The following is a 26,134-nucleotide window of genomic DNA, read 5'->3' on the forward strand; positions in this document are numbered from 1 at the left end:
GGCGGGGGGGGGGGGGGGGGGGGTGGTCGAATCCGCAGAGGGAGTAAGCGGAGGGGGAGGTGGAGGGCGCGTATGCGGCGGGTGAGGGCGGTCAGGTGGGTGGGGGTGGGGGACCAGCCCGACTGGAGGAGGAGGGTCAGCCAGGCGTCGAGGTAGGGGGCGGGGCGGGTGCGGAAGTCGCGGGTGACGGGGAGGATCCGCCAGCCGAGGGCGGCGAGGCGGGCGCGGCGGAAGGCGTCGTGGGAGCGGTTGCGGGGGCCGGTGTGGTGGGCCTCGCCGTCGTATTCGACGGCGCAGCGGTAGCGGGCGTGGCCGAGGTCCAGGCGGTAGGGGGTGGGAGGGGCGGGGAGCTGGCAGGTGGGGCGGGGGAAACCGGTGTCCACGAGGACACCGCGGATCAGGGATTCGCCGGGGGACTGGGCTGCGGGGTCGGCCATCGCGATGACGGCGCGGGACTGGGTGGCGCCGGGGCCGGTGGCGCGGCGGGCGCGGGCCATCAGGGCGGGCCGGGAGACGCATTGGGCCAGGAACTGGTCGACCAGGGCGAGGGCCTCGTAGCGGGGCAGGGAGCGGGCACAGTCGTAGGCGGTGCGTTCCGCGGTGGTGAGGCGGTGACCGTCCAACGTGGTGACGTCCTCGGGGAGTAGATGCAGGACGGGTGGATCACCGCGGCCGAGGCGGGGAAGGACGGGCGGTCCGGGAGGGACCGCGACCGGGGCCCGTGCGGGGGAGATCGGCTTTGGAGCTGCGGGCGCGGAGACGCTCGGCTTTGGAACTGCGGCGGGGGCGGTCGGCTCCGGAGGGTCGGCGGCCGAGGCGGGGCAGGGGACGGCCAGCTCCAGGGGGACGGCGGCCGGGACGCGGCGGGGCAGGGCCAGGCCCCAGAGCAGGGCGGCGGCCCGTGCGGTGAGCACGAAGGGCGCCCTGATCCGCTCCAGGAGGCGGAGCCGGGCTTCGAACGGGCCGGTGCCGTGGGCGACGAGCGGGCGGTGGCCGAGAGGGCCGGTGTCGAAGAGCTGTGGCTGCGTCATGCCTCCACCCTGCGGCGGCACGGAGCCCGCGAAGGAACCGAACCGAATTCTGTGGACAAGCGCTGGTAGGAGGCTGTGCGGGTGTGCGCGGTTTGCGAAGTGTCGCAGGGTGCTGCCAGGGTGTCGGCTGTTCCAGTAGCCCAGGGGCCGGGGGTGCCGTGCGCAAGCTGATCGTGTCCGTCGCTGTGGGAACCACCGTGCTCGTGGGGACGGGGGCGCCCGCGCAGGCGGCGCCGAGCCTGCCGCAGCCCGCGATCAAGGCCAAAGCGGTGGCGCTCAGCCTGAACGGCAAGACCGTCTGGAACGAGGGCGCGGACACCAAACGGCCGATCGCCAGCCTGACCAAGGTGATGACGGCGATCGTGGTGCTGCGGCAGGAGACGAACCTCGACCGCACCCTGAAGATCAAGAAGAAGTACACCACCTACGGCGACAAGTGGAACGCCTCCGAGGCCGGGCTCGTCGTCGGCGACAGGGTCAAGGTCCGCGACCTGCTGTACGGGGCGATGCTCGAATCCGGCGCGGACGCCACCGCGGCCCTCGCGGACGCCTACGGACCCGGCTACAAGAACTTCGTCGCGAAGATGAACGCCACGGCCAAGCGCCTCGGCCTGAAGAAGACGCGCTACGCCAACTTCGACGGCCTGCCCTACCCGTCCCAGACGTCGACGTATTCGACGGCGGCCGAGCAGGTCAAGCTGGCCAGGTACGCCCTGCGCTTCCCCACCATCGAGAAGGCCGCCGCCACCAAGAAGATCACCATCAAGACGGCGAAGAACCGCACCTACACGTTCGAGAACACCAACCGCCTGCTCGGCAAGTACCCCGGCATCTCCGGCATCAAGACGGGCTACACCAACGGAGCCGGCTACTGCTTCATGTTCGCCGCCAAGCGCGGCAAGCGCACGCAGATCGGCGTCATCCTCGGCTCTCCCACGGAGAAGAGGCGCTTCTACGACGCCAAGCGCATGCTCGACTGGGGTTTCAGCGGTTAGAGCCGTCCAGGACGCCCCCGTCACGTCACGGCGTACACGCGGCTACCATCGGCGAGTCCACGGCTTCGGCCGGGCACGTCGAGCACAGTCGAGGAGAGCATGCACGGGCTGGAAGAGCTGATCGCCGGACGGGTGGCGCCGGGCGTCCGCCGTTGGGAGATCTCGCCGGAGGAGCTGTTCCGCACCGCGAGGCGGCCGCAGCGGGCGGGTCTCACCCGCACTCCGGACGGACGGCTCGCGCTTCCCCTGGCGATGGGCGGCGGCCACGCCGACGTCGAGGCGCCCCCGTGGCTGGTGGACGCCGAGGACGCCGGCTGGGAGGTCTTCGGGCTGGGCGAGTCCCGGAACGAGGAGGAGTTCCTCGCCAACGCCGCGGACGTCCTGGAGTTCCCGGAGGACTCCGACGCCGACGATGGGGACGCCTTCTACGACCTGCTGACCGACATGGAGTGGCTTCCGGCGAAAAAGGGCTACCTGATCGTCTGGCCGGCCTGGCGGAGCCTCGCCGAAGCAGCCCCCGAGACGTTCTTCACGGTCATGGACATCTTCCGTGACGCCGTCGACGCCTGGGCGGAGAGCGATACGCCCATGCACGTGCTGCTCCCCGCCTCCGCCGCCGAACTCCAGGAGCTAAAGGGACTCGCGTAGGAAGGCGAGGTCTTCGGCCTGGCCGTCGCCCGGGGTCTCCAGGACGATCGGGGCGTCCGCTTCGCGGCAGACGGCGAGGATGAGGTCGGGGTCGATCTGGCCGTGCTTGAGGTTGGCGTGGCGGTCGGCACCGGAGCCGAAGGCGTCGCGGCTGTCGTTGCAGTGCACGAGGTCGATCCGGCCGGTGATCGCCTTGATCCGGGCGACGGCGTCCAGGAGTTCCTCTCCGGCGGCGTGGGCGTGGCAGGTGTCCAGGCAGAAGCCGACGTTCTTCTCCAGGTCGGCGACGCCGTCCAGCGTCTCCCAGAGCTGGGCGATCCGGTCGAACTTCCGGGCCATGGCGTTGCCGCCGCCCGCGGTGTTCTCGATCAGCACCGGGATCGGGCATTCCAGCCGTTCAAAGACCTTGCGCCAGTTGTCGAAGCCCACCTGCGGGTCGTCGCCGTCGCCGACGTGCCCGCCGTGCACGATCAGCCCCTTGGCGCCCAGTTCCGCGGCGGCCCGCAGGTGCTGCTCCAGCAGCTTGCGGCTGGGGATCCGCACCCGGTTGTTCGTCGTCGCGACGTTGATCCGGTACGGGGCGTGGACGAAGACCTCGACGTCCGAGGCCTTCACCACGTCGGCCAGCCCCTCGGGGAGCACCGGCTTCTTCCAGCCCTGGGGATCACCGATGAAGAACTGCACGACGTCGGCCTTCAGCTCTTCGGCCGCGGCGATGGGGTCGTCGTCTCTGACATGGGCTCCGATGCGCATGCGACCAGGCTAGGGCCTGGTCCCGACAGCGAGCGGGGTTTTGTCGGCGCCACGGGTTAGAGTCGAACACGACTTCGATTCGAGGAGGGTTGATGAACGAGTTCTCCCAGATCGGCGACGCGGAACTGGTCGATGAGCTGTCGCGCTTGACGACCCAGACGGCCAAGCTGAGGGCCCGCATGTTCGATCTCATGGCCGAGCTCGACCGGCGGCGGGCGAGCGCCGCCTGAACGAAGGCGCTCGCAGGCCGGCGGAGCCTGTGGAAGCAGGTCTGACGACCCACGGGTTGTTGGTAGCCTGGTTCGGTCCCGCACTCTGCGCTCGAGGCACTCGCCTGCGAGCCGGGAGCGGGCAGGCAGCTAGCCCTCCTGTCACGGACACGCCGTGACCGCATCAGTCCAAAGGAGGTAGGGACCTCAATGCGTCGCTACGAAGTTATGGTGATCCTCGACCCGTCGCTCGACGAGCGCGCGATCACGCCGACCGTCGACCAGTTCCTCAACGTGGTCAAGACCGGCGGGGGCACCGTGGAGAAGGTCGACGTCTGGGGCCGCAGGCGCCTGTCGTACGACATCCAGAAGAAGTCCGAGGGCATCTACGCCGTCGTCGACCTCACCGCTGAGCCCGCGTTGGTCAAGGAGCTTGACCGCCAGCTCAACCTGAGCGAGTCGGTGCTGCGTACGAAGGTCCTGCGTCCCGAGGTCCACTAGACCTCGTTGTGAGCCCCACACCGGAGTCGGGAGCGTAACCCCATGGCAGCAGGCGACACCACGATCACCCTCGTCGGGAACCTCGTCGAGGACCCCAATCTGCGGTTCACCGCGTCCGGGCAGGCCGTCGCGTCCTTCCGCGTCGCGTCCACCCCGCGGTACCTCGACAAGGCGACCAACGAGTGGAAGGACGGCGAGAGCCTCTTCCTCACCGTCAACGTCTGGCGGCAGGCCGCGGAGAACTGCGCGGAGAGCCTTCAGCGGGGCATGCGGGTGATCGTTCAGGGTCGCCTGAAGCAGCGCTCCTACGAGACCAAAGAGGGCGAGAAGCGCACCGTCTACGAGATCGAGGCCGACGAGGTCGGTCCGTCTCTGAAGAACGCCTCCGCCAAGGTGACCAAGACCAGCCGCCAGGGCGGCGGTTACGGTGGCGGCGGTGGCGGCGGCTACCAGGGCGGTGGCGGTTACCAGGGTGGTGGCGGCGGTGGCTACCAGGGCGGCGGAGGTTACTCCGGCGGCCCGTCCACCCCGCCGGAGGACCCCTGGGCGACCAGCGCCCCGGCCGGCGGTGGCGGCTTCTCCGACGAACCGCCCTTCTGATAAAGCCCGTCGCTGTGGCAGCAGGCTGACTCCTTGTTGTCATACCGGGACGGCAGGAGTCGTGGGGACTGGTTCTCCTCGGCTTCGTCCCCGGGTGTTCGAGTCACGGCTTTCCGGCCGCAGACGGAGGGCCCAGGTTCTCTGGGCGCGAAATCCACGGTCTTCCGGGGTCGCGGGCGAGTAGCCTGCGAGTCCGCTCGGTGCCCCTGGTATCGGGAAATACACTGAAATGTCCATTCCTGCTTCGGCAGGGCTCTGAGTCTGAGGAGCACCACGATGGCCAAGCCACCGCCCCGTAAGCCCAAGAAGAAGGTCTGCCTGTTCTGCCAGGAGAAGATCTCCTACGTCGACTACAAGGACACTCCGCTGCTGCGGAAGTTCATCTCCGACCGGGGCAAGATCCGTGCACGCCGGGTGACCGGCAACTGCACCCAGCACCAGCGCGACGTCGCCACCGCGATCAAGAACGCGCGTGAGATGGCGCTGCTTCCGTACACCTCGACCGCTCGCTAAGGAGGGGATTGATATGAAGCTGATCCTCACCCAGCAGGTTTCCGGTCTCGGTGCTCCGGGCGACGTCGTCGAGGTCAAGGACGGCTACGGCCGCAACTACCTCGTGCCTCGTGGCTTCGCCATCCAGTGGAGCAAGGGCGCCGAGAAGCAGATCACCGTGATCAAGAAGGCGCGTGCCGCCCGCGAGATCGCGACCCTGGAGCAGGCGAAGGAGATCGCCGACTCCCTCAAGGGTCTCAAGGTGGTCGTCAAGGCGCAGTCCGGCAAGAGCGGCCGCCTGTTCGGCGCCGTGACCGCCGGCGACATCGCCGAGGCCGTCAAGACCGCCGGTGGCCCCGACCTCGACAAGCGTCGCATCGAGATCGACCACCCGATCAAGACGACCGGCGCGCACAAGGTCACCGTCCGCCTCCACCCGGAGGTCAGCGGCACGGTCAGCCTGAACGTCGCCTGACCTGGCTCAACGGAGACGGCCCGGATCATCCGATCCGGGCCGTCTTTGTCATGCCGATCGGGGATAAGGATTGTTTTGCTCCCCCACTGGGTGGAGACTGACCGCGTGCGCCGTACCAACCCCTACGCAGTCGCCTCGCTGGTCTGCGGGCTGTTGTGGGCCTGCGGGATCGGCAGCCTCCTGGCCGTGGTCTTCGGTCACCTGGCCCGCCGCCAGATACGAGCCACTGGCGAACGCGGCCGCGTCCCCGCCCTGGCCGGCCTGATCCTCGGTTATGTGGGCCTGCTCTGCCTCGGCCTCTTCCTTCTGCAGGGGAACGTCCTGATCGTCGCCTGAGCCGGGGACGCGGAGGGAAGGGCGCCCCCGGCTCAGTTCTCGATGCGCGTGATGTGCGCGCGGCGGCGGGTGGACTCGGGGTCGATGCCCTCGACCAGGGTGCAGATGTGCGCGACCCGCTCGGCCAACGCGTCCGGCGGCAGGTCGGCCAGGCCGTGTGCCGCCAGCTCGTCGATCGCCTGTGTCAGGCGAGCCAGCCTCTCCCCGTGCGGTGAACGCATGTTCGAATTCTAGCGAACACGGCAGTCCCTTCGAGTAAGTTTTCGAACATCTGTATCAACGATTTCGATCAACGAGCGGCACCGGTGACCAGCCAGGCGCCGGTACGGGCACGCGCTCCCAGGGTGAGCAGCCGGACGGCCATCCACCAGCCGAGGGCCAGCCACAACGCCGCGATCCCGTGCCCCGCGGCCAGCAGGGCGGCGGGCAGGAACGCCGCCAGCGTGAAAACGCCGGCCCAGGCCAGGTACCTCATGTCCCCCGCGCCGATGAGCACCCCGTCCAGGACGAAGGTCAATCCGCCGAGCGGCTGGATCAGCGCCACCACGAGCAGCGCCTGGACGAGCAGTGCGGAGACCACGGGGTCGGCGTCGAACAGCCCCGGCACCCAGGGGCGGACGGCCAGGAGGAGCGCGGCGAAACCGCACGAGGCGTACAGGCCCCACCACGCCATCCGCCGGGTCACTTCGCGGGCCGCCTTCTGGTCCCCGGCGCCGAGGTGGCGTCCGAGCAGAGACTGGCCCGCGATCGCCACGGCGTCCAGCACGAAAGCGGAGAGCAGCCAGATACGCGAACTGATGCCGTACGCCGCGGCGACGTCCGGGCCCTGCCGGGCCGCGACGAGAGTCGCGAGTACGAGGGTGGCCTGGAGCGTGACGGTACGGATGACGAGTGCGAACCCGGACGTGGCCGCGGCGCGCAGACCTCGCCAGTCCGGCAGTACAGAAGCCCCGTGACGTCGTGCCAGGCGCAGCACCGTCACGAGGTAGACGAGTGCGCCTCCGGTCTGCGCGGTGACGGTTCCCCAGGCCGAACCGGCGATTCCCCAGCCGAAGACCAGTACGAACAACGCGTTCAGCACGAGGTTGACGGTGAACATCCCGCCGGAGACGTACAGCGGGACGCGTCCGTTCTGCAGGCCGCGGAGCACACCGGTGCCGGCCAGGACGACGAGCATGGCCGGTGCGCCGAGCAGGCTGATGCGCAGGTATTCGACGGCGTACTCGTTGTGTTCGAAGAAGCCGACGATGGACGGGCTCGCCGGGATGCCGACGGCGATCAGCGCCGCGCCGATGGCGAGGGCGAGCCAGAGCCCGTCGATTCCCTGCCGTGTGGCGTGGCGGAGGTCTCCCGCTCCGACCTGGCGTGCGACCGCGGCCGTGGTCGCGTACGCGAGGAAGACGCAGACGCCGATGAGGGTGGACAGCGCCTGGCCCGCGATGGTGAGGGCCGCCTGTTGTGCCGTGCCGAGCCGTCCGACGATGGCCGCGTCGGAGAGCAGGAAGAGGGGTTCGGCGACGAGCGCGCCGAACGCCGGCACGGCCAGATGCAGGATCTCCTTGTCGTGTTTTCTTTTGTCCACAGGTGTGGACGGACGTTTTCGCAGCTCAAGCCCCTATCTCTGGTTGTGCGAACATGTTTTTCCACAAGTTGTCCCCAGGTTGTCCACAGGCTCTGGGGAGTACTGCACAGGTCATCCACAGGCTCATCCACAGATCAACTTGGGGAGACGCGCGGATGTCCAGAGAATGTCAGAGGGGTGCGTTAGAACTGTGACGTAGGTGCGGTTCGGGGAAGGATGGGCGCCGAGTGAGTATCGCGGAAATCCCTCGGCAGGAGTCCGAGTTCGAACGTGTCCCCCCGCACGATCTGAACGCCGAACAGTGCGTGCTGGGCGGCATGATGTTGTCGCAGGACGCCATCTCGGACGTCATCGAGCAGATCCGCGCGTCCGACTTCTACCGTCCCGCCCACCAGGTCATCTACGACGTCATCCTCGACCTGTACGGCCGCGGTGAGCCCGCCGACGCCGTGACGGTCGGCGCCGAGCTCACCAAGCGCGGCGAGCACACCCGCACCGGCGGCGCCCCCTACCTGTTCACGCTCATCAACTCGGTGCCGACCGCGGCCAACGCCGGCTACTACGCCAAGATCGTCCAGGAGCGCTCGGTGCTGCGCCGCCTCGTGGAGGCCGGCACCCGCATCGTGCAGCTCGGCTACACCGCGGGAGCGGACGCCGACGACCTGCTCGACCAGGCACAGGCCGAGGTCTACGCCATCGCGGACAAGCGCTCCGGCGAGGACTACCTGCCGCTGAGCGAGATCATGCCCGCCGCCCTCGACGAGATCGAGGCCATCGGCAGCCGCGACGGACAGATGGTGGGCGTCCCCACCGGCTTCACCGACCTCGACACCCTCACCAACGGCCTGCACGGCGGCCAGATGATCGTCGTCGCGGCCCGCCCCGCCATGGGAAAGTCCACCCTCGCGCTGGACTTCGTGCGCGCCGCCTCCATCAGGCACGGCCTGACCTCGGCGTTCTTCAGCCTGGAGATGGGGCGCAACGAGATCACCATGCGTCTGCTGTCGGCCGAGGCCCGCGTCGCCCTGCACGCCATGCGCTCGGGCACCATGAACGACGACGACTGGACGCGCCTCGCCCGCCGGATGAGCGAGGTCGCCGAAGCCCCCCTCTTCATCGACGACTCCCCCAACATGTCGATGATGGAGATCCGCGCCAAGTGCCGCCGCCTCAAACAGCAGCACGACCTCCGTCTGGTCGTCATCGACTACCTCCAGCTGATGACGTCCGGCAAACGCGTCGAGAGCCGTCAGGTCGAGGTCTCGGAGTTCTCCCGCTCGCTGAAGCTCCTCGCCAAGGAACTCCAGGTCCCCGTCATCGCGCTCTCCCAGCTCAACCGAGGCCCCGAGCAGCGGACCGACAAACGCCCCATGGTGTCCGACCTGCGTGAGTCCGGCTGCGTCACGGCTTCCACCAGGTTGATGAGGGCGGACTCCAACGAGGAGGTGACCATCGGTGAGCTGTTCGCCAGCGGTGCGCGTGATATCCCCGTTTGGGCGCTGGACGAGCGGTTGAAGTATGTTCCCCGCACTCTGACGCACGCCTTCTCCAGCGGAAGGAAGGAGGCGTTCAGAGTCACGCTCGCCTCGGGCAAAGAGGTGGAGGCGACGGCGAACCATCCGTTCCTCACCTACGAAGGCTGGCAGGAACTGGGGGCTCTCAACGTGGGCGCAAGGGTCGCCGCGCCGCGTCATGTGCCGCCTCCGCTCAACATCGCGCCGATGGACGATGACGAAGTCGTCGTGCTGGCCCACCTGATCGGTGACGGATCCTTCGTGAAGGGCCAGCCGATCCGTTACTGCAGCAAGGACGAGGCCTGCCTCGATGCGGTTGCCGAGTCGGCCGCCCGCAGATTCGGAGTGCGGGTCATCAGAGACGACTACGAGGCCGCCAGAGTGACGACGTTGCGCTTGGCCTCGCCGCATCACCTGACCCACGACATGCGCAACCCAATCGCCGAATGGCTGGACAAGCTGGGGCTCTTCGGGCTGCGCTCTGCGGAGAAATTCGTTCCGCACCAGGTCTTCTCCCTGCCGAAGGAGCAGGTCGCCCTGTTCCTTCGGCACCTGTGGGCGACCGACGGCTGTGTGTGGTGGGATGAGAAGAACGGCATGTGCAGGGTCTACTACGCGTCTACCAGCCGCCGTCTCATTGATGATGTCTCTCGGTTGCTCCTGCGCTTCGGCATCATGTCAAGGATCAAAACCACCCAGAAGCAGGGGTACGGGATCTGCTACCAACTGCATCTCTACGCGGCCCCCAACCAACTCGCCTTCTTCGAGGCCGTCGGAGTCCACGGCGTGCGAGGCGAGATCGCGAAGGAGGCATCCGCACGGCTTCGCCAGAAGACGGCGAACACCAACAGGGACACTGTTCCCAAGGAGGTGTGGAACGACGTGCGCGAGATCCTCGCGGAGAAGAGGATGAGTCACCGGGCCTTCTCCGAGGCCATGGGAAGCAGGTTCTGCGGCAGTGCCATGTGGAAGCGTGCGCCGAGCCGTCATCGCCTGGGTCGTATCGCCTCTGTGCTCGAGAGCACAGAGCTTGAACTCATGGCTTCGAACGACGTCTTCTGGGACGAGATCGTCTCGATCGAGAGCCTCGGTGTCCAGGAGGTCTATGACGCCACCGTGATGGGGCTGAGCAACTTCATCGCCAACGGCGTAGCTCTCCACAACAGCATCGAGCAGGACGCGGACATGGTCATCCTTCTCCACCGAGAAGACGCCTACGAGAAGGAATCCCCACGAGCGGGTGAAGCCGATCTGATCGTCGCCAAGCACCGCAACGGCCCCACCGCCACCGTCACCGTCGCCTTCCAGGGCCACTACAGCCGCTTCGTCGACATGGCCACCGGCTGACCCGGCGGAACAGCGTCTACCTGGCGGACCAAGGGCCCAGGTCGTTCCTGTGGGTGTCCGCCGCCCGCTGCAACGCCTCCGGGGAACCCAGCAGTTCGGGCGGCAGATAGCCGGACCGGACGCGCAACTCCCAGCCGTGCGCCTGGACCGCGAGGGCGGCCAGGGCAAGGGCGTCGAGCGGCAGCAGGGTCCTGGGCGCGGGATCGGGTCCCACGTTCTCCCGGTGTTCGGCGAGCCGGGCCGCGAGGGCCCGCTCGAAGGAATGCCGGTCATCTTCGAGAAGGACGCGAAGGAGACGCTGGTCCGGAGTCAGGGGACCGGCCGCGTCCAGCCGCCGGGCCGCCTCGGCGCGGTCGCCGGCGTCCGGCTTGCACAGGGGAACGGCGGGCCAGTCCCGGGGCAGATGCCCGCTGCTCTGGGTCAGGTAGCAGCACAGGGCGTCCATCGCGGCGAGATCCGCCGGATCCGAGGTCGACTTCAGCTTCGAGTACGGCACCCCGTCGCGGATCGCGGGCGCGTAGTCGTCTCTCAGCAGCAGGCCGATCACCCGCTGCCAGTCCCACACCAGGCGGCTGACCAGGCTTGTCGTGAACGCGTCGACCCACGTTCTGGCCGTGGGAGCCTCTTGGGAGGTGTCGTGGAAGCCGGCTTCCTCAGTACTGATCTTCTCGCCGATGAGGGGGAAGTCGATCTCCTGATCGCCGTCGGGGAAGCAGCCGACGCTCAGCATTCCCAGCGAGCACTCCGCCGCGGTCCGCAGTGCGGAGCGCGGCGGCTCGTCAAGCACGGATCCCTCCACTGTGCGGGCCGCGACATGGTCGAGGAGTTCGTCACGGAGTTCCCGCAGACTCTCCGGGGTCGTGGTGCCGTGGAGCATGTCGTGCCACCGCTGTCGGGTCCGGTGGACGATGTCGTCGAGCGCCCGTGCCATGTACTGTCCGCTGACCTCATGGCGTGTGACTTCCCGCACGGCTGTTGTCCTTCCTGATCTTCTGTCAGGAACGGCACGCTATCAACGGGTTCGGGCATCCTTCCCGGAGACGACCGGGAGGTCCCGACCGGCGGCACTGGTCGGAGGGCCGCGAGGGGCGGGCCGGGAACGGTTCCGGCGCCGTGTGACCGCACCACACGACGCCGGAACGGTGTCTCCCCGACACCTGCCGGAAGCTCCGGCCGCTGGTTCAGTGTGGCTTGCAGGGATAGGTCCGTTATATGCCGGAAAAGACGGAAAACTTTGAGAGTGTCTGCGGCTCGTGACAACTTCGCGGGGGAGCCGCAGGTCAGCGGGCACCCGGAATTGATCTCGCCTGTTTTACGAGCAGGGGAAAGGCAGCGGTAAAGTCACGCACATGTCGTTCGAGATGTTCTTTATCGGCCGTGACCTACCCGTCCACCGGATCGGTCTGGGCACCGGACAGCTGGTCGGCAAGGGCCACTGGGGGGCCCGGGGCGACCGGGAGGACGCCGTCAGGCTGCTGCGCCACGCGGTCATGCGGGGTGTGGACCTCATCGACACCGCGGGTGACTACGGGCCCGGTCTGGCCGAGGAGCTGGTCGCCGAGGCGTTGCACCCCTACCCGGTCGGCCTGGCCGTCGCCACCAAGGGCGGGATCGTCCGCACGTCCGCGACCGAGTGGCACCTGGACGGGCGTCCGGAGTCGCTCAGGGAGATGTGCGAGGCCAGCCTCCGCCGGCTCAAGCTGGACACCATTGACCTCTACCAGCTGCACCGCATCGACCCTCAGGTCCCGCTGGCCGAGCAGCTCGGCGCGCTCACCGAGCTCCGGCGGGAGGGCAAGATCCGTCACATCGGGCTGGACAGCATCTCCGCCGAGCAGTTGCGGGCCGCGATGGAGCTGGCCGAGATCGCCTCGGTCCAGAACCGCTTCCATCTCCTGGACCGCGAGGCCACCCCGCTGCTGGAGCTGTGCGAGGAGCGCCGGGTGGCCTTCCTGCCCTGGGGGCCGCTGAACGAGGGCGCGCTCGCCGCGTCCGGCCAGCCGGTGGTCGACGAGATCGCCCGGGCCCATGACGCCACCCCGGCGCAGGTCGCGTTGTCCTGGCTGCTCCACCGCTCCAAGGTCCTGCTGCCCACGCCGGGCACCACCTCCCCGGCGCACCTGGACGAGAACCTCGCCGCGGGTGATCTCGAACTCACCTCGCAGGAGCTCTCCCGCCTGGCGGAACTCGTCTGAAGTACCCCTGTTTGGTGGGAATTTTCTTTGACCTGTCAGGCTTCCTGTGGTCTGGTGAGAACCGACCCTAAGGAGGGCCATGGCGAGGGTGACGCCGAAGGTCGCGGTCAGCGTGGTCTTCGTCTGCTCGATGTTCATCTCGATCCTGGACACCACCGTCGTCAACGTGGCCCTGCCGAAGATGGCGGAGTCGTTCGGCGTCCCCGTCGGGGGGATCGGGGCGGTCGTCACCGGCTACCTGGTGAGCCTCGCCGTGGTCATCCCGGCCTCGGGCTGGCTGGCCGACAGGTTCGGTTACCGGCGGGTCTTCCTGGTGGCGCTCGGCTTCTTCACCGCGGCCTCGGCGCTGTGCGGGCTGGCCCAGAACGAGGGGCAGCTGATCGCCTTCCGGGTGCTGCAGGGCGCCGGAGGCGGCATGATCACGCCCGTCGGGTTCGCCCTGCTGCTGCGGGAGTACCCGCCGGCCGAGCGGCTGCGGGCCAACCAGATCCTCATGGTGCCGACGGCCCTGGCCCCGGCCTCCGGCCCCGTGGTGGGCGGCCTGCTGGCGGACACGGTCGGCTGGCGCTGGGTGTTCTTCGTCAACGTGCCGATCGGGCTGGCGGCGCTCCTCTTCGGCCTGCTCACCCTCCCCGACCACCGGGGCCGCAGGACGGGGAGATTCGACTTCGCCGGGTTCGTTCTGGCCGGCGCCGGTTTCGCCGGGGTGATGTACGCGCTCAGCGAGGGTTCGGCCCTCGGCTGGGGCTCGCCGGAGACCCTGGTCCCGGCCGCGGGAGGGCTCGTCATGCTGGCGCTGCTCGTGCGGGTCGAGTCCCGCAAGCCGGATCCGATGTTGCGCCTCACCCTCTACGGCGACCGCCTGTTCCGCCGGACGAACAGCGCGTCGGTCCTGTCGACGGCGGGTTTCATGGGCGTGCTGTTCCTGGTGCCGCTCACCCTTCAGGAGGGGCGGGGGCTGAGCGCGCTCCAGGCGGGCCTGTGCACGTTCCCCGAGGCGCTCGGCGTGATGGTCGGCTCCCGGCGGATGACGGGGCTCTACCACCGGTTCGGCCCGCGCCGCCTGATGGCGGGCTCGCTCGCCCTGGTCGCCGCGCTGATCCCGGTGGCGGGCGTGGTGCCCGTCGCGGTCCTGCCCGTGGTGATGTTCGCCATCGGCTACATCATGTCCCACGTGTTCGGCACCGTGACGGCCGCGGCCTTCGCCACGATCTCCACGGAGCAGACGGCGCAGGCGTCCGCGCTCTTCAACGCGACGCGCCAGCTGGGGGCGGCCCTGGGCGTCGCGGCGGCGGCGACCGCCGTGGCCCTGCTGTCCAGTGCCGAGGCCTATCCGTGGGCGTTCGCGGTGGCGGGCGGGTTCTCCCTGCTGGGCGCGCTGCTCGCGCTGCGGATTCCGGACGAGGACGCCGCGTCGACCATGGAGGCTCCGGCCGCGAAGGAGAACGCGGAACCGGCAGCCGCCTGAAGCCCTCCGGGGTCCGGAAACGGTTGCGGCCTTGACCATAAAAGAGCACCATTGTGTCACTAGGTAATCACAAAGCGTTATCGTGGTGGAGGCGGCGCAATGGGTGCTCAAGTACGCAGTCTGCGGCTTCCCGGCCGTCCCGAGCAGGTGCGGACGGCCCGGCGTTTCGTCTCGGACGTCCTGGGGACCGCCCACGCCCACCGGGACGCGGCGGTCCTCCTGGTCAGCGAGACGGCCACCAACGCCGTCGAGCACAGCGGCAGCGGCGGGCCCGGCGGGCATTTCATCGTCACCGTCAGCAACACCGACACCTGGGCCAGGGTCGTGGTCGCCGACGAGGGGTCGGCGAGCGTCCCCTGCTTCTGCCGGGTGGGCGTCGAGTCCACCGAGGGCAGGGGCAGCGAGCTTCTGGACGGCTGCGCCTCGCGCTGGGGCTTCACCCGGGAGCCCGAGGGCACCCGGGTGTGGTTCGACGTCGGGGCCGAGCCGGTGGAGCGCTCCGACCAGCACGGATGTCTCTCCCTCCCCGGCAGGGCCGGGGCGATGGCCGGCGGGGCCCCCGGCATACTGGGTTCATGATCGAGCAAGTCGTCGTGGACGACTCCGTCCGCGCTCTGCGTCCCGATTTCGCGGTCCTGGTGATGGCCGCCCACGGATTGCGCAACGGTCCGGGCGATGCCGAGTCGGCCTCCTGGCTGTCGGCCGCCGCGCACACGGCCAACCCGGATGATCCCCATGTCCTCGCCTGGCGCGAGGCCTACCGGGCGTTCGGCGCCAGACCCAACCGGACCCGTCCGTCGGTGGACGCGCTGCTGCGCCGGGCCGACTCGCTGCCGTCCATCAACCGGGTCGTGGACGCCTACAACGCCGTCAGCGTCGAGTACGCGCTGCCGATCGGCGGGGAGGACCTCGACAGGTACATCGGTCCGGCCCGGCTGACGGTCGCCACCGGCGAGGAGTCGTTCGAGGACGCCGAGCCGCCCGCGCCGGGCGAGGTGATCTGGCGGGACGACGAGGGTGTCACCTGCCGGCGATGGAACTGGCGCCAATGCGTACGGACACGTATCACGGAAGACACGCGTAACGCCCTTTTCCTCCTGGAAAGGTTGGAGCCTTACCCGTTGGAACGGCTGCACGCCGCGGGAGAGGCATTGGCGACACGGCTGCGCGCGATCTCCCCCGAGGTCGAGATCGAAGGACGGCTGCTGAAGGCGTAAAACGTCAGGACATCGCTCAGTCAAAAATGCGGGAATAGCTGGAACAGTAGAAATCGGTCTCGGAAGACACGCCTTCCGAGACCGATTCCCGGATACTTCAGTGGCCGACGAAGGCCTGGGTGGACTGCCGGGTGGGCCGCAGCCCCACCGATTCCAGCGCCCGGCGGTAGGCGGCGGTCGCGTTGGCCCCGTCGCCGGCCGCGTCGAACAGGTCGCCCAGCTCGCGGGAGAGCGAAGCGGTGAGCCGGCTCGCGGGCAGCCGCTCCAGCCGGGCCGCGGTGGCCCGCAGGACGGACAGCGCAGCCTCCCTGCCGGACTGCGCCAGATGCGCCTGGGCCAGGACGAGCTGCGCCTGCGCCATGACCGGGTCGAAGTCCTGGCGGGGCATGCCGTCCAGGGTGCGGCGGACGGTGGCGACGGCCTCGTCGAGCCTGCCCAGGCTGATCAGCGCTCGTGCCGACTCGATGACGCAGGCGGTCGCCTCGTCCCCGCTCAACTCGGGAGCGGCGGCCGTGAGCAGGTCCAGCGCGCGCCGGTTGTCGGTCTCGTCGCCGCGGATCAGCGCCCGGGCTCCGGCGACCCGGAGCCGGGCCTGCGCGGTGGAGCGGGAGCGGGCCGAGGCCGCCTCCAGCGCCTGGTCGGCGAGGTAGATGGCGTCGCCCAGCGCGCCCTCCTCCAGGGCCTTCTCGCTGGCCCTGCGATAGCCGCCGACGACGTCCGCCTCGTCCGGCATGTGCCGGGTGAGGGCCTGGGCCCGCGCGGTGTCGCCCCGGTCCAGGTAGGCCAGCAGCAGCACCCTGGCGACCTCGGCGAGGTCGGAGCCACCGGCCAGCCCGAGCGCGGTGAGCCGGCCGAGTGCCCGTTCGCCGAGTGCCACGGCCTGACCGAGGTCGCCGACCGCGTGGTAGCAGCGGGTCAGCGCGATGACGGGCGGCAGCCAGCTGGTGCGGCCCGCGTCCCGTTCGGCCAGCTCGCGCAGCTCCTCGAACTCCGCGATGGCCTCGCCGACGCGGCCGAGCCGCTCCAGCGCGGCGGCGCGGCCCCAGCGGGCCCGCAGCGTCAGTTCGGGATTGTCGTCCGCGGCGATGACGTCGTCGAAGCCCTCGAGCGCTCCGGCCGCGTTCCCGGCGAGCAGCGCGAGCTCGCAGTGCCGGGCGCGGACCTCGACATGGGCGCGCTGCTCGGGCTCGATGCCCTCGGAGAGGTACTCCGGGGTGCATCCCAGCCGTTCGGCGAGGAGTTTCAGAACGGCCGGGGTGGGGGTGCGCTTGCCCGACTCGATCAGCGAAATGTAACTGTCGGAGAGGTCGTGCCCGGCCAGTTGGGCCTGTGACATACGGCGCGTCAGCCGCAAGTCACGTACGCGCTCTCCGACACTGCCTGGACCCGGCATGACAACTCTCTTAGCGGAAGGTTGGGGTGGAGGGAGTGCCGACATATTTCACACCGAACGATCTGCGGGTGCGAAAAGAACCCACACGGTGCTTTCGCCAGACTAGCCAATCAGGGGCCGCGAGAACCGCGCTGTATCAGACCTGTGACATTGGGCGTCAGGAACACAGTGCGGATGGCTGTAAAGACCGCTGACACGACGACGGCCCGTGCCCTCAGGGGACACGGGCCGTTCGTTCCGGTCGTCAGTCCTCCGGAGTCCCGTCGGGCGCCACGCGCTCGCCGAGCTGCCGGTGGAGCTCGGCGGCCTGCCGGTGCCACTCGCCGGACTCGCCGACGAGCTGGTCGAGCTGGGACTGGACCCCCTCCAGCCGCAGCCTCCGGGTCTCCAGGTCGTGGACGTTGCCGGTGGTCACCTCGGCGGCGAGCTCGGTGCGCATCTTCGGAATGGCGTCGATCATCTCGCGCAGCCTCTCCTCCAGCGACTTCGTCTTGCCGTTGGGGAAGATCATCTCGCAGACCTCGGCGTACAGCTGGTCCGGATAGGGGAGGAAGTCGACCTCGCGCAGCGCCTGGTCCTGGCCGGCGGACTCGGCGATGAACTTGCCGTAGCCCAGCAGCCGTCCCACGGGCGAACGCTCGTAGCTCATGTCCGTCACCTTCGACAGCGGCATCATCGCCACGTCACGGGTGATGAGCCCGGTGGTCAGCAGCATCCTCTGATTGGTGATCACGAAGTAGACGACCGACCACTCGGCGACCTCGTAGACGAACCAGCCGAGCAGGACCAGCCACGCGAGCCAGATGAAGTCGACGACCCGGCCGGCGTCGCCCCCGGCGACGGTGTTGGAGAGCACCCCGGCGAGGATGAGCCCGCCGAGCACGAACAGGACCGGCTTCATCAGCACGGCGGGGTGCTTGCGCACCACGATGACCTGGCGTTCCTGGGGCAGCAGGTAGCGGTTGACCGAGGCGGGAGCCGAGTCTCCCGGGGTGACCAGCCTCATGAGCCCAGGGTGTTCACGAACGTGGCGACGGCCCCGGCCGCGTCACCGAGACCGGAGGCCATGCGGTTGATCAGATCCGCCGCGGCGCCGGGTTGGTTGATCACGTAGAGCGCGGCCAGGATGCCGCCGGCCCACTTGAGGTGTTTCTTGTTCACGAACCGCCTCCCGCAGGGGACTGGAAAACCCATCCCACACTAGCGGTCCTACCCCCGAAAAACCCCTTTCCCACCGGGGGTTTCGCGTTTTCACCCCCCGATGCGGGGTGACCTTTCGGCGGCCACGATCGCCAGCACGCGCAGGTGTCGGCGGGCTATCTTCTCGACGAGATCCGGTTCGTCCGAACCGATCACGTCCTGGGCGCCGTGAAGTGCGGCCGAGACGCACCGGTTGACGGTGGAGACCGGATGGATGGCGGCGAACTCCTTGCGCAGCCGCTCGGTCAGCTCTTCGTAAGCCTGCAGGTCCTGGGCCATCGACGCGTTCCTTGCCTCGCTCGCCGTACCCCGGCGGGTCCCCGAGCGGGCCAGGGCGGCGAGAGGAGCATCACGCTCCGTGCGAGGTTATTACCCGGCGGTGACACCACTCGAACCTGCGCGACACCGTAGTGTCACGCCGTTCCGTACAGTCGGTCACCGGCGTCGCCGAGCCCCGGAATGATGTAGCCGTTCTCGTTGAGCCGCTCGTCGATCGCCGCGGTGACGACCTTGATCGGGGTGCTCTCGGGGAAGGAGTCCTCCAGCACGGCGAGGCCCTCGGGCGCGGCCAGCAGAGTGATCGCGGTGACGTCCCGCGCGCCCCGGTCGAACAGCAGGCTGATCGCCGCGGCCAGGGTGCCGCCGGTGGCGAGCATCGGGTCCAGGACGTAGCACTGGCGGCCCGACAGGTCGTCCGGCAGGCGGGTGGCGTACGTCTGCGCCTGGAGGGTGCCCTCGTCGCGGATCATCCCCAGGAAGCCGACCTCCGCCGTGGGGAGCAGCCGCGTCATGCCGTCCAGCATGCCGAGGCCGGCCCGCAGGATCGGCACCACCAGCGGGACGGGACGCGCCAGCCGCACGCCGGAGGCGGGCTGGAGCGGAGTCTCCACGGTGACGGATGTCACGCGAACGTCCCGGGTCGCCTCGTAGGCCAGCAAGGTGACGAGTTCATCGGCCAAGCGGCGAAATGTCGGCGAATCGGTGCTCACGTCACGCAAAGTAGTCAATTTATGTGCCACCAGCGGGTGGTCGACCGCAAGGATCTCCATGTTCTTCACGCTAACAGGGATGAGTCATGGTAGAGCGGGAAGGAGAGGCACATGGACGGGCGTGAAGAGTGGACGTCGGAGGAGATCCGCGACCGGCTGCGGCGCCGGGCCGCCTTTCTGCGCGACCTCGCCGAGGCGAGGGAACTGCGGCGGAGGGTGGCGCCCCGCCGCTCCCGGCGCGCGGAGATCCATGCCACCCTCCGAAGGCGGACTTTTCGTACTGAGTAGTGTGCAGTACTGATCCATCGTTCCGGCCGGACCGCCGAGCGAAGCGGTCGGCCGGAGAATTAGCCGGCTCACACCGCACCGCGGCCTGGCATCTGGGAACATTCGGGTGGGCACAGGACGCGGCGGTGGGTGAATGATGACGGACAACGAAACGACGGACTTCGCTGTCGTGGTGTTTCGGGAGGAATCCGCCTGGGAGGCCGAACTCCTCCCGGTGGCGCTGACCGAAGACCTCGACGGCCTCATCCACGCGCTCAGGCAGATCCCCGGGCTGGGCGGCACCATCGGCCTCGCCGCGGTCGGCGACGACTTCTTCGTCGCGATCCGCGTGCTCGGCGAGGAGACCATGGTCTTCCTCTCCGACGTCACCGCCTCCCTCGACTGGCCACTGGCCCGGCAGGTCCTGGAGTACCTGGAGATCGACATCCCCGACGAGGACGACGACCTCGACCAGGTGCTGCCCGTCGGCGACATGTCGATCTTCGCGGACCTCGGCATGGACGAGATGGAGCTCGGCGCGATCTCCGGAGACCTCGAGGCCTACCCCGACGAGATGCTGCTGTCGATCGGAGAGAAGATCGGATTCGCCGTCCCCCTGGAGCGGGCCCTCGACAGCCTGGTGTGACGGCAGGTCACAATGGGTGTGTGCCGTACTTCGCCGCCGTGTTCGCGCAGACAGATGAAGGCTGGATGGCCGCCGAGGCCGACCTCGCCGAGAGCGAGACGTCCGAGGACGTCACCGACCTCCTGAGAGAGGCGGCCCTGGAGGCCTCCGGCGAGACCGCCCTGCTCCTCATCGAGGAGAACGACGCCTGGTTCGGCGTCCTGAGGCTCGTCGGAGAGGAAGACCCCCGGGTCTTCCTCTCCGACGGCGCCGCCGCCCACAACAGCGCCATCGGCGGAATACTCTCCGAACTCGTCGGCGACCGGCCCGAACCCGCGGCCGACGGCGACCCCATCGGAGACCCGACCCTCCTCGCCGACCTCGGCACCGACGAAGCCCGACTCCTCCGGCTCGGTGAACGCGCCATCCCCACCGACGCGCTCACCGACATCGCCGAACACGCCGGCTTCACCGAAGAACTCGACTCCCTACGGGTCTGAACCCGCCCATGCCGCAAAACCCAGCACCCGCGAACCCAACACCCGCGAACCCGGTGCCCCGCTACGAGGCCTGGATGCGCGAAGCCCTCACCCAAGCCGAGAACGCCGGTCCCGACGTCCCCATCGGCGCCGTGGTCACCGGCCCCGACGGCACCGTCCTCGCCCGCGCCCACAACGAACGCGAACTCACCGGCGACCCCACCGCCCACGCCGAAATCCTCGCCCTCCGCCGCGCCGCCCACACCCTCGGCCAATGGCGGCTCACCGGCTGCACCCTCACCGTCACCCTCGAACCCTGCACCATGTGCGCCGGAGCAGCGGTCCTCGCCCGCGTCGACCGCATCGTCTACGGCGCCACCGACCTCAAAGCAGGCGCCATCGGCTCCCTCTGGGACGTCGCACGCGACCGCAGACTCAACCACCGACCCGAAGTGATCACCGGAATCCTCGCCGACGAATGCGCCGCCCCCATAACCCGTTTCTTCTCCACTCGAAGATTCGGGTAGGCTCTCCCGCGGTGGTGTCGCCTAGTGGCCGAGGGCGCGCGCCTCGAAAGCGCGTGATGGGGCAACTCATCCGAGGGTTCAAATCCCTCCACCACCGCAGTGCGGGCCCTCCTGCTCGCAGCCCTTCGGGGCTGCTCGCCGGGGGGCCTGCTCCTTTTCCCCGGGGGGACGACCCCCCGAACCCCCCGATGTGGGGGGATTCCCCCCACGCCCCCCGCGCGTGGTGCTGCTGGCGGGGGGCTTTCCGTTCTTGTTCGGCTTGCCTTGGTGAAGCGCTCGGGGGCTTTCTGGCTCTTCTGCGCTTGGGGGCTTGCCGGCTATCTCAGGTCCAGGACTCTGGCGTGGAGGACCGTGCGTTGGTGGAGGGCGGCTCGTAGGGCGCGGTGGAGGCCGTCCTCCAGGTAGTAGGTGCCCTGCCACTGGACCACGTGGGGGAAGAGGTCGCCGTAGAAGGTGGAGTCCTTCGCCAGGAGCGAGTGGAGGTCCAGTTCCCGCTTCGTGGTGACCAGCTCGCTCAGCAGGACCTGGCGGGGCGGGATGGTCGCCCATTCCCGCTGGGTGAACCCGTGCTCGGGATAGGGGCGGCCGTCGCCCACTGCCTTGAAGATCACACATTTGAGTGTATGGGCGGTTTCGGGGTGCCGCCATCCATGCGACCTGCGCCGACCGCGAATACGAGCCATCGGAGTCGACCGGACGGGGGAGGGGAAACCCGGCCGGTCGTCGGTGGCCGTCGTTACAGTGAGGGCGTGACGCGTCCTGAGAAAGTCCTCGACCGCCGCCGACTCAATCGGGCACTCCTGCAGCGCCAGCTACTCAGCGAAAGATCGAAGCTGGGTACGGAGGACGCCCTCCGCCACCTTCTCGGTCTGCAGTCCCAGCAGCCGATCCCGCCCTACTTCGGCCTCTGGTCCCGGGTCGAGGGTTTCGCCCCGGAGGACCTGGCGGGGCCGCTGACCGAACGGAGAGCGGTCCGGGCGACCCTGATGCGCTGCACCGTCCACGTCGTGACCGCCGACGACTGCCTGAGGCTCCGCCAGGTGATGGGGCCGGTCATCGACCGCCAGCTGTACGGCAACCCGGGGAGGGCGGCCGAGCTGAAGAAGATCCCCGACCTGGACCGGCTGGCCGAGGCCGCCCGGGAACTGCTCGCCGAACCGCGAGGGAGCAAGGAGCTCGGTGAACTGCTCGCGGAGCGGTGGCCGCAGTGCAAGCCGGCCGAGCTCGCCCGCATCGCCCAGTTCGTCGTGCCCGTCGTGCAGACGCCGCCCCGCGGGCTCTGGGGGAAGAGCGGCCAGCCCGCCTGGGCGGCCGTGGAGAGCTGGCTGGGCGCCCCCGTGGACCGGGCGGCCGAGACGGGCGAGGTGGTGTGCCGCTACCTGGCGGCCTTCGGCCCCGCGTCCGTCGCGGACATCCAGAAATGGTCGGGCCTCACCGGCCTGAGCGAGATCTGCTCCCGGCTGGACCTACGGACCTTCAGGGACGAGCAGGGCCGTCTCCTCTACGACGTCCCCGACGCGCCCCTGCCGGACGAGGACGCCCCCGCCCCCGTGAGGTTCCTGGCGGAGTACGACAACGCGATCCTGTCCCACGCCGACCGTTCGCGGATCATCGACGACGCCCACGTGGCCAAGGTGATCTCCAAGAACGGCATCGTGAAGGGCACGGTCCTGGTGGACGGCTTCGTCGCCGGAGTCTGGAGACTCCAGAAGGCGGCCCTGACGGTCACGCCGTTCGCCGCCCTGTCCGCAATGGACGCCGAGGAGGTCGAGGCCGAGGGACACCGCCTCGTGGCCTTCGCCGAGCCCGCGGCGCGGACACGGAACGTGAGGATCGCCCCCGTCGAATAGCGGTCATCGGATGACCGCGATGAAGGGTGAACTGCGGTTCTGCTGACAATAAACGTCTGAGACGTTAACTCTCCGGTGTTTCAATTCGGCTACTATCTCACAAACTCAAAGTCAAGGGATCCGATTGGGTGGCCTTTCCTGGACGGAGCCGCCGCCGGATCCCTCTTTTTCCGCCCCCGCCGCCCGGCGGATGTGAACGCCTGCGCCCGTCCGCCGACGACTCCTGCGCGCGCGACCGGCCGGACGTCATTTATTGCGGACATCCTCCCGGTGTGAGGTTGTTAGCATTCGATTTGCGCTGTTCGTCATTGATGAGGGTTTATCTAGGGGCGCGCATGTCTGATGACGCTGACGTTCGAGTCAATCTGATGGGTAGGTTCTCGGTCTCGATCCGGGGCCGTGAGATACATCAGTGGCGGGCCGGTAAAGCAAGGAATCTTTTCCAATACCTCATCGTGAACAGAGGGAGGGTGGTCCCCAAACTCAAGTTGTACGACGCATTGTGGCCGCGCAGGGAGTGGTCCCCCCACTCCAGTTCGCTCAAGGTCGCGGTCCACGCCCTGCGCCGGATCCTCGAGTCGGCGGCGGACGCGGACCTCGCTCTCAGCATCGGCCACCAGGACTTCGGGTACATCCTGCACACGGGCAAGATCTGGGTGGACGTCGACGAGTTCGAGGCGCGGCTCGAGGAGGGCAGGGCCGCGGCCCAGGCCGGGGACAAGGCGGCGGCCCTCGCCGCCTACAGCTCCGCCATGCACCTGTATCAGGACGGTTTCCTGATCGGGGAGAGCGCCGACTGGATAGACGAGCAGAGAGAATGGTGCAAAGCGCTCGCGCTGCCGGCGCTCACCTGGCTGGCGGAAGAGGCATTCGCCCGGGACGACCTCAACGACCTTATTCGCTGGTGCCGGCGGATCATCGAGATAGACCCCTATCACGAACGGGCTTACCAGCTCATGATCATGGCTCATGGAAAGCGCGGAAACCTGGGTTCCGCACGCCGCTGGTACGGAATGTGCATGACTCGGCTGAGAGAGGACTTCGGCGTCGAGCCGAGTGAATTCACCCGGCAGATCTACCAGAGGGTCCTGCGCCGACGCCACCAGACCGGCACCATCGTGGCCCGCTGACGAGAAATCCTCTCCCGGAATCACCGGGAGAGGATTTTTCTTATTTATTATCAGCCGGTCAGGACGCCGACGCCCGCCATCGCCCGGCGGTAGGCGATCTGCTCCTCGGAGACGGGTTCCTCCGGCCGCCAGGCCGGGGTGGGCACCAGGCCGGGCTCGAGCATCCGGTAGCCGGCGAAGAAGGAGGCGACCTGCTCCAGGGTGCGGGGGAACATCGGCTGGGCGAGGACACGGTAGGTCTCCAGGACCTTCTCCGCGGCGACCGGCCAGTGCTCGGCGGTGAGCGCGTGGGAGAGCGCGAGGTGACTGCCCGGCGCGCAGGCGTCCCGGTAGGCGGCGATGATCCCGGCGGGGTCGTCGCTGTCGGGGATGAACGGGAAGACCCCGGTCGCCAGCAGCGCCACCGGCTTCGAGAAGTCGATCAGCCGCCTCGTGTCGGGGTGGGACAGCACCTTGCCGGTGTCCCTGATGTCGGAGTGGACCGCGGCGACCCGGGGCAGGCCGGAGATCAGCTCCCGGGCCCGTTCGACCGCCACCTCCTCGACGTCCACGTAGACGACGGCCGCGTCCGGGGCGAGTTCGTGGACGTTGCCGCCGGCGGGGATCCCCGAGCCGAGGTCGAGGAACTGGGTGATCCCCGCCTCCCGGTACAGGTGGCGCACCGCGCGCTGCATGAAGGAGCGGTTCTCCTTGGCGACGTCGGGGGTGTTGGGCGCGATCTCGAGCAGCCGGTCGATCAGCGGCTGGTCGATCTGCTGGTTGTGGGTGCCTCCGATGAGGAAGTCGTACACGCGGCACGCGTTCGCTCGATCGTCGGACAGTTCCGACAGGTTGCTCATCGCTGTCATCCTTTCTAGGCGGAATAACCGGGAACGGGGAATCGGGTGCAGAGCGCGGCGACCTCGTGCCGCACCGACCGGCGGAGTCCGGCCGGCAGGACGAGGCCCGGCGCCTCCAGGGAGTTCAGGACGCGGTCGGCGAGCACCGCGCAGTGGCGCATCTCGGCGGGTCCCATTCCGCGTTGGGCCAGCACGTTGGTGCCGAAGCGCAGTCCGCTGGTGCGGCCGGGATGCCCGGCGTCGCGGGGGATTCGGTTGCGGTTGGCCAGGATCCCCGCCGATTCCAGGGCCCGTTCTGCGGCGCCGCCGGGGAGCCCGCGGGCCGCCGTGTCGAGCAGGACCATGTGCGTCTCGGTTCCGCCGGTGAGCACCCGCCACCCGAGCCCGGCCAGCGCCGCGGCCAGTTCCCGTGCGTCGAGCGCTATCCGTGCGGCCAGTTCGCGGAACTCCGGGGCGGCCACCAGGGCCAGGGCGCGGGCCTTGGCCGCGATCCCGGCGGGGTGCAGCGTCCCCTGGCTGGCGGGGAAGACGGCCCGGTCGAGCCGCCGGGCCAGCGGAAGCCCGCCCGACGGTCCGCTCGACAGGTGCTCGGCGCCGCTGAGGATCAGGCCGCCGCGTGGCCCGCCGAGCTGCTTGTAGGTGCTGGTCGTGGTGACGTGCGCGTGGTCGATGGGGCTGGGCAGCACCCCTCCGGCCACCAGCCCCGCGATGTGGGAGATGTCCGCGAGCAGGTAGGCGCCGGCCTCGTCGGCGATGGCGCGGAACGCCGGGTAGTCGAAGGCGCGGGGGTAGGCGCTCGCGCCCGCCACGATGACCTTGGGGCGGTGCCGCAGGGCGAGGTCCCGCACCTGGTCGTGGTCGATCAGGCCGTCGGGCCCGAGTCCGTAGGCGACGGCGTTGAAGTAGCGTCCCGTGACCGAGGCGGGCGAGCCGTGGGTGAGGTGGCCGCCGCTGTCGAGGTCGAGCCCGAGCAGGGTGTCCCCGGGGTCGAGCAGGGAGAACAGCACCGCCAGGTTGGCCGAGGAGCAGGAGTGCGGCTGGACGTTGGCGTACCGGGCGCCGAAGGCCGCCTTGGCCCGGGAGACCGCCAGCTCCTCCACCGCGTCCAGACGCTCGCAGCCGGGGTGGTACCGCTGTCCCGGGTATCCCTCGGCGGTCAGGTTCGCCAGCGCCGACGCGCCGCAGGCCAGGACGGACGGTGCGGCGAGGCTGGCGTAGGCCACCATCGCGAGCGTGTCCCGCTGGCCGGCGAGTTCGGCGTCGAGCAGGGCGTTCAGTTCCGGATCCTCGTCAGCCAGGGCCTCGGCCGCGAGTGCGGTGAACGAGGTGCTGCCGACCGCGGTGATGCTCATGCGACCTCCCGGGTGGTCCGTCTCTTCCGGGGAAAGGAAAGGGTCGGGAAGTTAGCCACTGGTTACGAACGGCGCATAACCGGCTTGCAACTGCCCTGCCGTACCGTCCGCGTCGATTCG

General features: G+C 69.0%; 30 protein-coding genes, 1 tRNA gene and 2 pseudogenes. 20 read left to right on the top strand and 13 right to left on the bottom strand.

Features of this window, described 5'->3' with window-relative positions; all coding sequences use genetic code 11:
* Nucleotides 1-1,031, bottom strand: a pseudogene (locus ABGB12_RS17720) (hypothetical protein); the annotation flags it as partial.
* Between the two features lie 158 nt (nucleotides 1,032-1,189).
* On the opposite strand from ABGB12_RS17720, the gene ABGB12_RS17725 reads away from it, so the two are divergent.
* Together ABGB12_RS17725 and ABGB12_RS17730 are read left to right on the top strand one after the other, a co-directional pair.
* On the top strand, nucleotides 1,190-2,026 hold the full coding sequence (locus ABGB12_RS17725) for a serine hydrolase (protein WP_347679216.1): 837 nt from the start codon (nucleotides 1,190-1,192) through the stop codon (nucleotides 2,024-2,026).
* 99 nt (nucleotides 2,027-2,125) lie between these two features.
* Entirely contained in the window at nucleotides 2,126-2,674 is a 549-nt protein-coding gene (locus tag ABGB12_RS17730; RefSeq protein WP_347679218.1) for a barstar family protein, read from the top strand.
* Here the strand turns inward: ABGB12_RS17730 and ABGB12_RS17735 are convergent.
* Nucleotides 2,657-3,427 carry a deoxyribonuclease IV gene (locus tag ABGB12_RS17735; protein WP_347679220.1) on the bottom strand — a complete coding sequence of 257 codons (771 nt, stop codon included), beginning with the start codon at nucleotides 3,425-3,427 and terminating at the stop codon, nucleotides 2,657-2,659. The two genes, ABGB12_RS17730 and ABGB12_RS17735, sit on opposite strands and share 18 nt — an antisense overlap.
* Before the next feature lie 92 nt (nucleotides 3,428-3,519).
* On the opposite strand from ABGB12_RS17735, the gene ABGB12_RS17740 reads away from it, so the two are divergent.
* From ABGB12_RS17740 to ABGB12_RS17765, 6 genes are all read left to right on the top strand, one after another.
* Entirely contained in the window at nucleotides 3,520-3,657 is a 138-nt protein-coding gene (locus ABGB12_RS17740; protein ID WP_347679222.1) for a hypothetical protein, read from the top strand.
* 189 nt (nucleotides 3,658-3,846) lie between these two features.
* Nucleotides 3,847-4,137, top strand: coding sequence for a 30S ribosomal protein S6 (gene rpsF / locus ABGB12_RS17745; protein WP_106396784.1), 291 nt, complete (start codon nucleotides 3,847-3,849; stop codon nucleotides 4,135-4,137).
* A gap of 42 nt (nucleotides 4,138-4,179) precedes the next feature.
* Nucleotides 4,180-4,737 carry a single-stranded DNA-binding protein gene (locus tag ABGB12_RS17750; RefSeq protein ID WP_347679224.1) on the top strand — a complete coding sequence of 186 codons (558 nt, stop codon included), beginning with the start codon at nucleotides 4,180-4,182 and terminating at the stop codon, nucleotides 4,735-4,737.
* A 276-nt stretch (nucleotides 4,738-5,013) separates the two neighbouring features.
* A complete protein-coding gene (gene rpsR / locus ABGB12_RS17755) occupies nucleotides 5,014-5,250 on the top strand; it encodes a 30S ribosomal protein S18 (protein WP_106396786.1) in 237 nt (78 codons plus the stop codon).
* A gap of 13 nt (nucleotides 5,251-5,263) precedes the next feature.
* On the top strand, nucleotides 5,264-5,704 hold the full coding sequence (gene rplI / locus ABGB12_RS17760; protein WP_347679226.1) for a 50S ribosomal protein L9: 441 nt from the start codon (nucleotides 5,264-5,266) through the stop codon (nucleotides 5,702-5,704).
* Nucleotides 5,705-5,809: 105 nt separating this feature from the next.
* Complete coding sequence (locus ABGB12_RS17765) at nucleotides 5,810-6,040, top strand: DUF4190 domain-containing protein (RefSeq protein ID WP_347679228.1); 231 nt, start codon at nucleotides 5,810-5,812, stop codon at nucleotides 6,038-6,040.
* Nucleotides 6,041-6,072: 32 nt separating this feature from the next.
* Here ABGB12_RS17765 and ABGB12_RS17770 read toward each other — a convergent pair whose 3' ends face one another.
* A complete protein-coding gene (locus tag ABGB12_RS17770; protein ID WP_347679230.1) occupies nucleotides 6,073-6,261 on the bottom strand; it encodes a hypothetical protein in 189 nt (62 codons plus the stop codon).
* A gap of 68 nt (nucleotides 6,262-6,329) precedes the next feature.
* Nucleotides 6,330-7,622, bottom strand: a complete 1,293-nt coding sequence (locus ABGB12_RS17775) for an MATE family efflux transporter (RefSeq protein ID WP_347679232.1) — start codon at nucleotides 7,620-7,622, stop codon at nucleotides 6,330-6,332.
* Nucleotides 7,623-7,849: 227 nt separating this feature from the next.
* On the opposite strand from ABGB12_RS17775, the gene ABGB12_RS17780 reads away from it, so the two are divergent.
* Nucleotides 7,850-10,483, top strand: a complete 2,634-nt coding sequence (locus tag ABGB12_RS17780; protein ID WP_347679234.1) for a replicative DNA helicase — start codon at nucleotides 7,850-7,852, stop codon at nucleotides 10,481-10,483.
* A 16-nt stretch (nucleotides 10,484-10,499) separates the two neighbouring features.
* On the opposite strand, the gene ABGB12_RS17785 is transcribed toward ABGB12_RS17780, so the two are convergent.
* Nucleotides 10,500-11,453 carry an immunity 49 family protein gene (locus ABGB12_RS17785; protein WP_347679236.1) on the bottom strand — a complete coding sequence of 318 codons (954 nt, stop codon included), beginning with the start codon at nucleotides 11,451-11,453 and terminating at the stop codon, nucleotides 10,500-10,502.
* 379 nt (nucleotides 11,454-11,832) lie between these two features.
* On the opposite strand from ABGB12_RS17785, the gene ABGB12_RS17790 reads away from it, so the two are divergent.
* From ABGB12_RS17790 to ABGB12_RS17805, 4 genes are all read left to right on the top strand, one after another.
* Nucleotides 11,833-12,678 (top strand): aldo/keto reductase, encoded by an 846-nt coding sequence (locus tag ABGB12_RS17790; RefSeq protein WP_347679238.1) that lies wholly within the window; start codon nucleotides 11,833-11,835, stop codon nucleotides 12,676-12,678.
* Between the two features lie 79 nt (nucleotides 12,679-12,757).
* The gene (locus tag ABGB12_RS17795) at nucleotides 12,758-14,146 is read left to right on the top strand and encodes a DHA2 family efflux MFS transporter permease subunit (RefSeq protein ID WP_347679240.1); all 1,389 of its coding nucleotides are present in this window, start codon (nucleotides 12,758-12,760) and stop codon (nucleotides 14,144-14,146) included.
* A 99-nt stretch (nucleotides 14,147-14,245) separates the two neighbouring features.
* Nucleotides 14,246-14,725, top strand: coding sequence for an ATP-binding protein (locus ABGB12_RS17800; RefSeq protein WP_347679242.1), 480 nt, complete (start codon nucleotides 14,246-14,248; stop codon nucleotides 14,723-14,725).
* Nucleotides 14,722-15,363, top strand: coding sequence for a phenylalanine--tRNA ligase beta subunit-related protein (locus ABGB12_RS17805; RefSeq protein ID WP_347679244.1), 642 nt, complete (start codon nucleotides 14,722-14,724; stop codon nucleotides 15,361-15,363). The genes ABGB12_RS17800 and ABGB12_RS17805 overlap by 4 nt, the downstream gene beginning before the upstream one ends.
* A gap of 97 nt (nucleotides 15,364-15,460) precedes the next feature.
* On the opposite strand, the gene ABGB12_RS17810 is transcribed toward ABGB12_RS17805, so the two are convergent.
* The 5 genes and pseudogenes from ABGB12_RS17810 to upp all read right to left on the bottom strand — a co-directional run bounded on the left by ABGB12_RS17810 (nucleotide 15,461) and on the right by upp (nucleotide 19,005).
* Complete coding sequence (locus tag ABGB12_RS17810) at nucleotides 15,461-16,801, bottom strand: helix-turn-helix domain-containing protein (protein ID WP_347679245.1); 1,341 nt, start codon at nucleotides 16,799-16,801, stop codon at nucleotides 15,461-15,463.
* Between the two features lie 451 nt (nucleotides 16,802-17,252).
* Nucleotides 17,253-17,762: pseudogene (locus tag ABGB12_RS17815) on the bottom strand (PH domain-containing protein); the annotation flags it as partial.
* Nucleotides 17,759-17,917 (bottom strand): hypothetical protein, encoded by a 159-nt coding sequence (locus ABGB12_RS17820; protein WP_344448297.1) that lies wholly within the window; start codon nucleotides 17,915-17,917, stop codon nucleotides 17,759-17,761. The gene ABGB12_RS17820 and the pseudogene ABGB12_RS17815, both read right to left, overlap by 4 nt.
* Before the next feature lie 90 nt (nucleotides 17,918-18,007).
* Nucleotides 18,008-18,235, bottom strand: coding sequence for a hypothetical protein (locus tag ABGB12_RS17825; RefSeq protein ID WP_347679247.1), 228 nt, complete (start codon nucleotides 18,233-18,235; stop codon nucleotides 18,008-18,010).
* A gap of 134 nt (nucleotides 18,236-18,369) precedes the next feature.
* On the bottom strand, nucleotides 18,370-19,005 hold the full coding sequence (gene upp, locus ABGB12_RS17830; RefSeq protein WP_347679249.1) for a uracil phosphoribosyltransferase: 636 nt from the start codon (nucleotides 19,003-19,005) through the stop codon (nucleotides 18,370-18,372).
* Nucleotides 19,006-19,056: 51 nt separating this feature from the next.
* Between upp and ABGB12_RS17835 the strand changes: the two genes are divergently transcribed.
* From ABGB12_RS17835 to ABGB12_RS17855, 5 genes are all read left to right on the top strand, one after another.
* A complete protein-coding gene (locus tag ABGB12_RS17835) occupies nucleotides 19,057-19,233 on the top strand; it encodes a hypothetical protein (protein ID WP_347679251.1) in 177 nt (58 codons plus the stop codon).
* Between the two features lie 133 nt (nucleotides 19,234-19,366).
* Nucleotides 19,367-19,858 (top strand): tRNA adenosine deaminase-associated protein, encoded by a 492-nt coding sequence (locus ABGB12_RS17840; RefSeq protein ID WP_347679253.1) that lies wholly within the window; start codon nucleotides 19,367-19,369, stop codon nucleotides 19,856-19,858.
* Between the two features lie 20 nt (nucleotides 19,859-19,878).
* Nucleotides 19,879-20,337, top strand: coding sequence for a tRNA adenosine deaminase-associated protein (locus ABGB12_RS17845; protein WP_347679255.1), 459 nt, complete (start codon nucleotides 19,879-19,881; stop codon nucleotides 20,335-20,337).
* Nucleotides 20,338-20,411: 74 nt separating this feature from the next.
* The gene (locus ABGB12_RS17850; protein ID WP_347679257.1) at nucleotides 20,412-20,843 is read left to right on the top strand and encodes a nucleoside deaminase; all 432 of its coding nucleotides are present in this window, start codon (nucleotides 20,412-20,414) and stop codon (nucleotides 20,841-20,843) included.
* Between the two features lie 10 nt (nucleotides 20,844-20,853).
* Nucleotides 20,854-20,940, top strand: a tRNA-Ser gene (locus ABGB12_RS17855).
* Nucleotides 20,941-21,160: 220 nt separating this feature from the next.
* Here ABGB12_RS17855 and ABGB12_RS17860 read toward each other — a convergent pair.
* Entirely contained in the window at nucleotides 21,161-21,454 is a 294-nt protein-coding gene (locus tag ABGB12_RS17860; RefSeq protein ID WP_347679259.1) for a type II toxin-antitoxin system VapB family antitoxin, read from the bottom strand.
* 138 nt (nucleotides 21,455-21,592) lie between these two features.
* On the opposite strand from ABGB12_RS17860, the gene ABGB12_RS17865 reads away from it, so the two are divergent.
* Both ABGB12_RS17865 and ABGB12_RS17870 read left to right on the top strand, forming a co-directional pair.
* The gene (locus ABGB12_RS17865; protein ID WP_347679261.1) at nucleotides 21,593-22,693 is read left to right on the top strand and encodes a winged helix DNA-binding domain-containing protein; all 1,101 of its coding nucleotides are present in this window, start codon (nucleotides 21,593-21,595) and stop codon (nucleotides 22,691-22,693) included.
* Nucleotides 22,694-23,061: 368 nt separating this feature from the next.
* Nucleotides 23,062-23,823: a BTAD domain-containing putative transcriptional regulator gene (locus tag ABGB12_RS17870; protein ID WP_347680635.1), complete on the top strand. Its 762-nt coding sequence runs from the start codon at nucleotides 23,062-23,064 to the stop codon at nucleotides 23,821-23,823.
* Between the two features lie 50 nt (nucleotides 23,824-23,873).
* Here the strand turns inward: ABGB12_RS17870 and ABGB12_RS17875 are convergent, their stop codons facing one another.
* Nucleotides 23,874-24,662, bottom strand: coding sequence for an SAM-dependent methyltransferase (locus tag ABGB12_RS17875; protein WP_347679263.1), 789 nt, complete (start codon nucleotides 24,660-24,662; stop codon nucleotides 23,874-23,876).
* A 14-nt stretch (nucleotides 24,663-24,676) separates the two neighbouring features.
* Nucleotides 24,677-26,014, bottom strand: coding sequence for a serine hydroxymethyltransferase (glyA, locus tag ABGB12_RS17880; RefSeq protein ID WP_347679265.1), 1,338 nt, complete (start codon nucleotides 26,012-26,014; stop codon nucleotides 24,677-24,679).
* Between the last annotated feature and the right edge of the window lie 120 nt (nucleotides 26,015-26,134).

This window comes from Actinocorallia sp. B10E7 (assembly GCF_039871655.1).
GTDB lineage: Bacteria > Actinomycetota > Actinomycetes > Streptosporangiales > Streptosporangiaceae > Actinocorallia.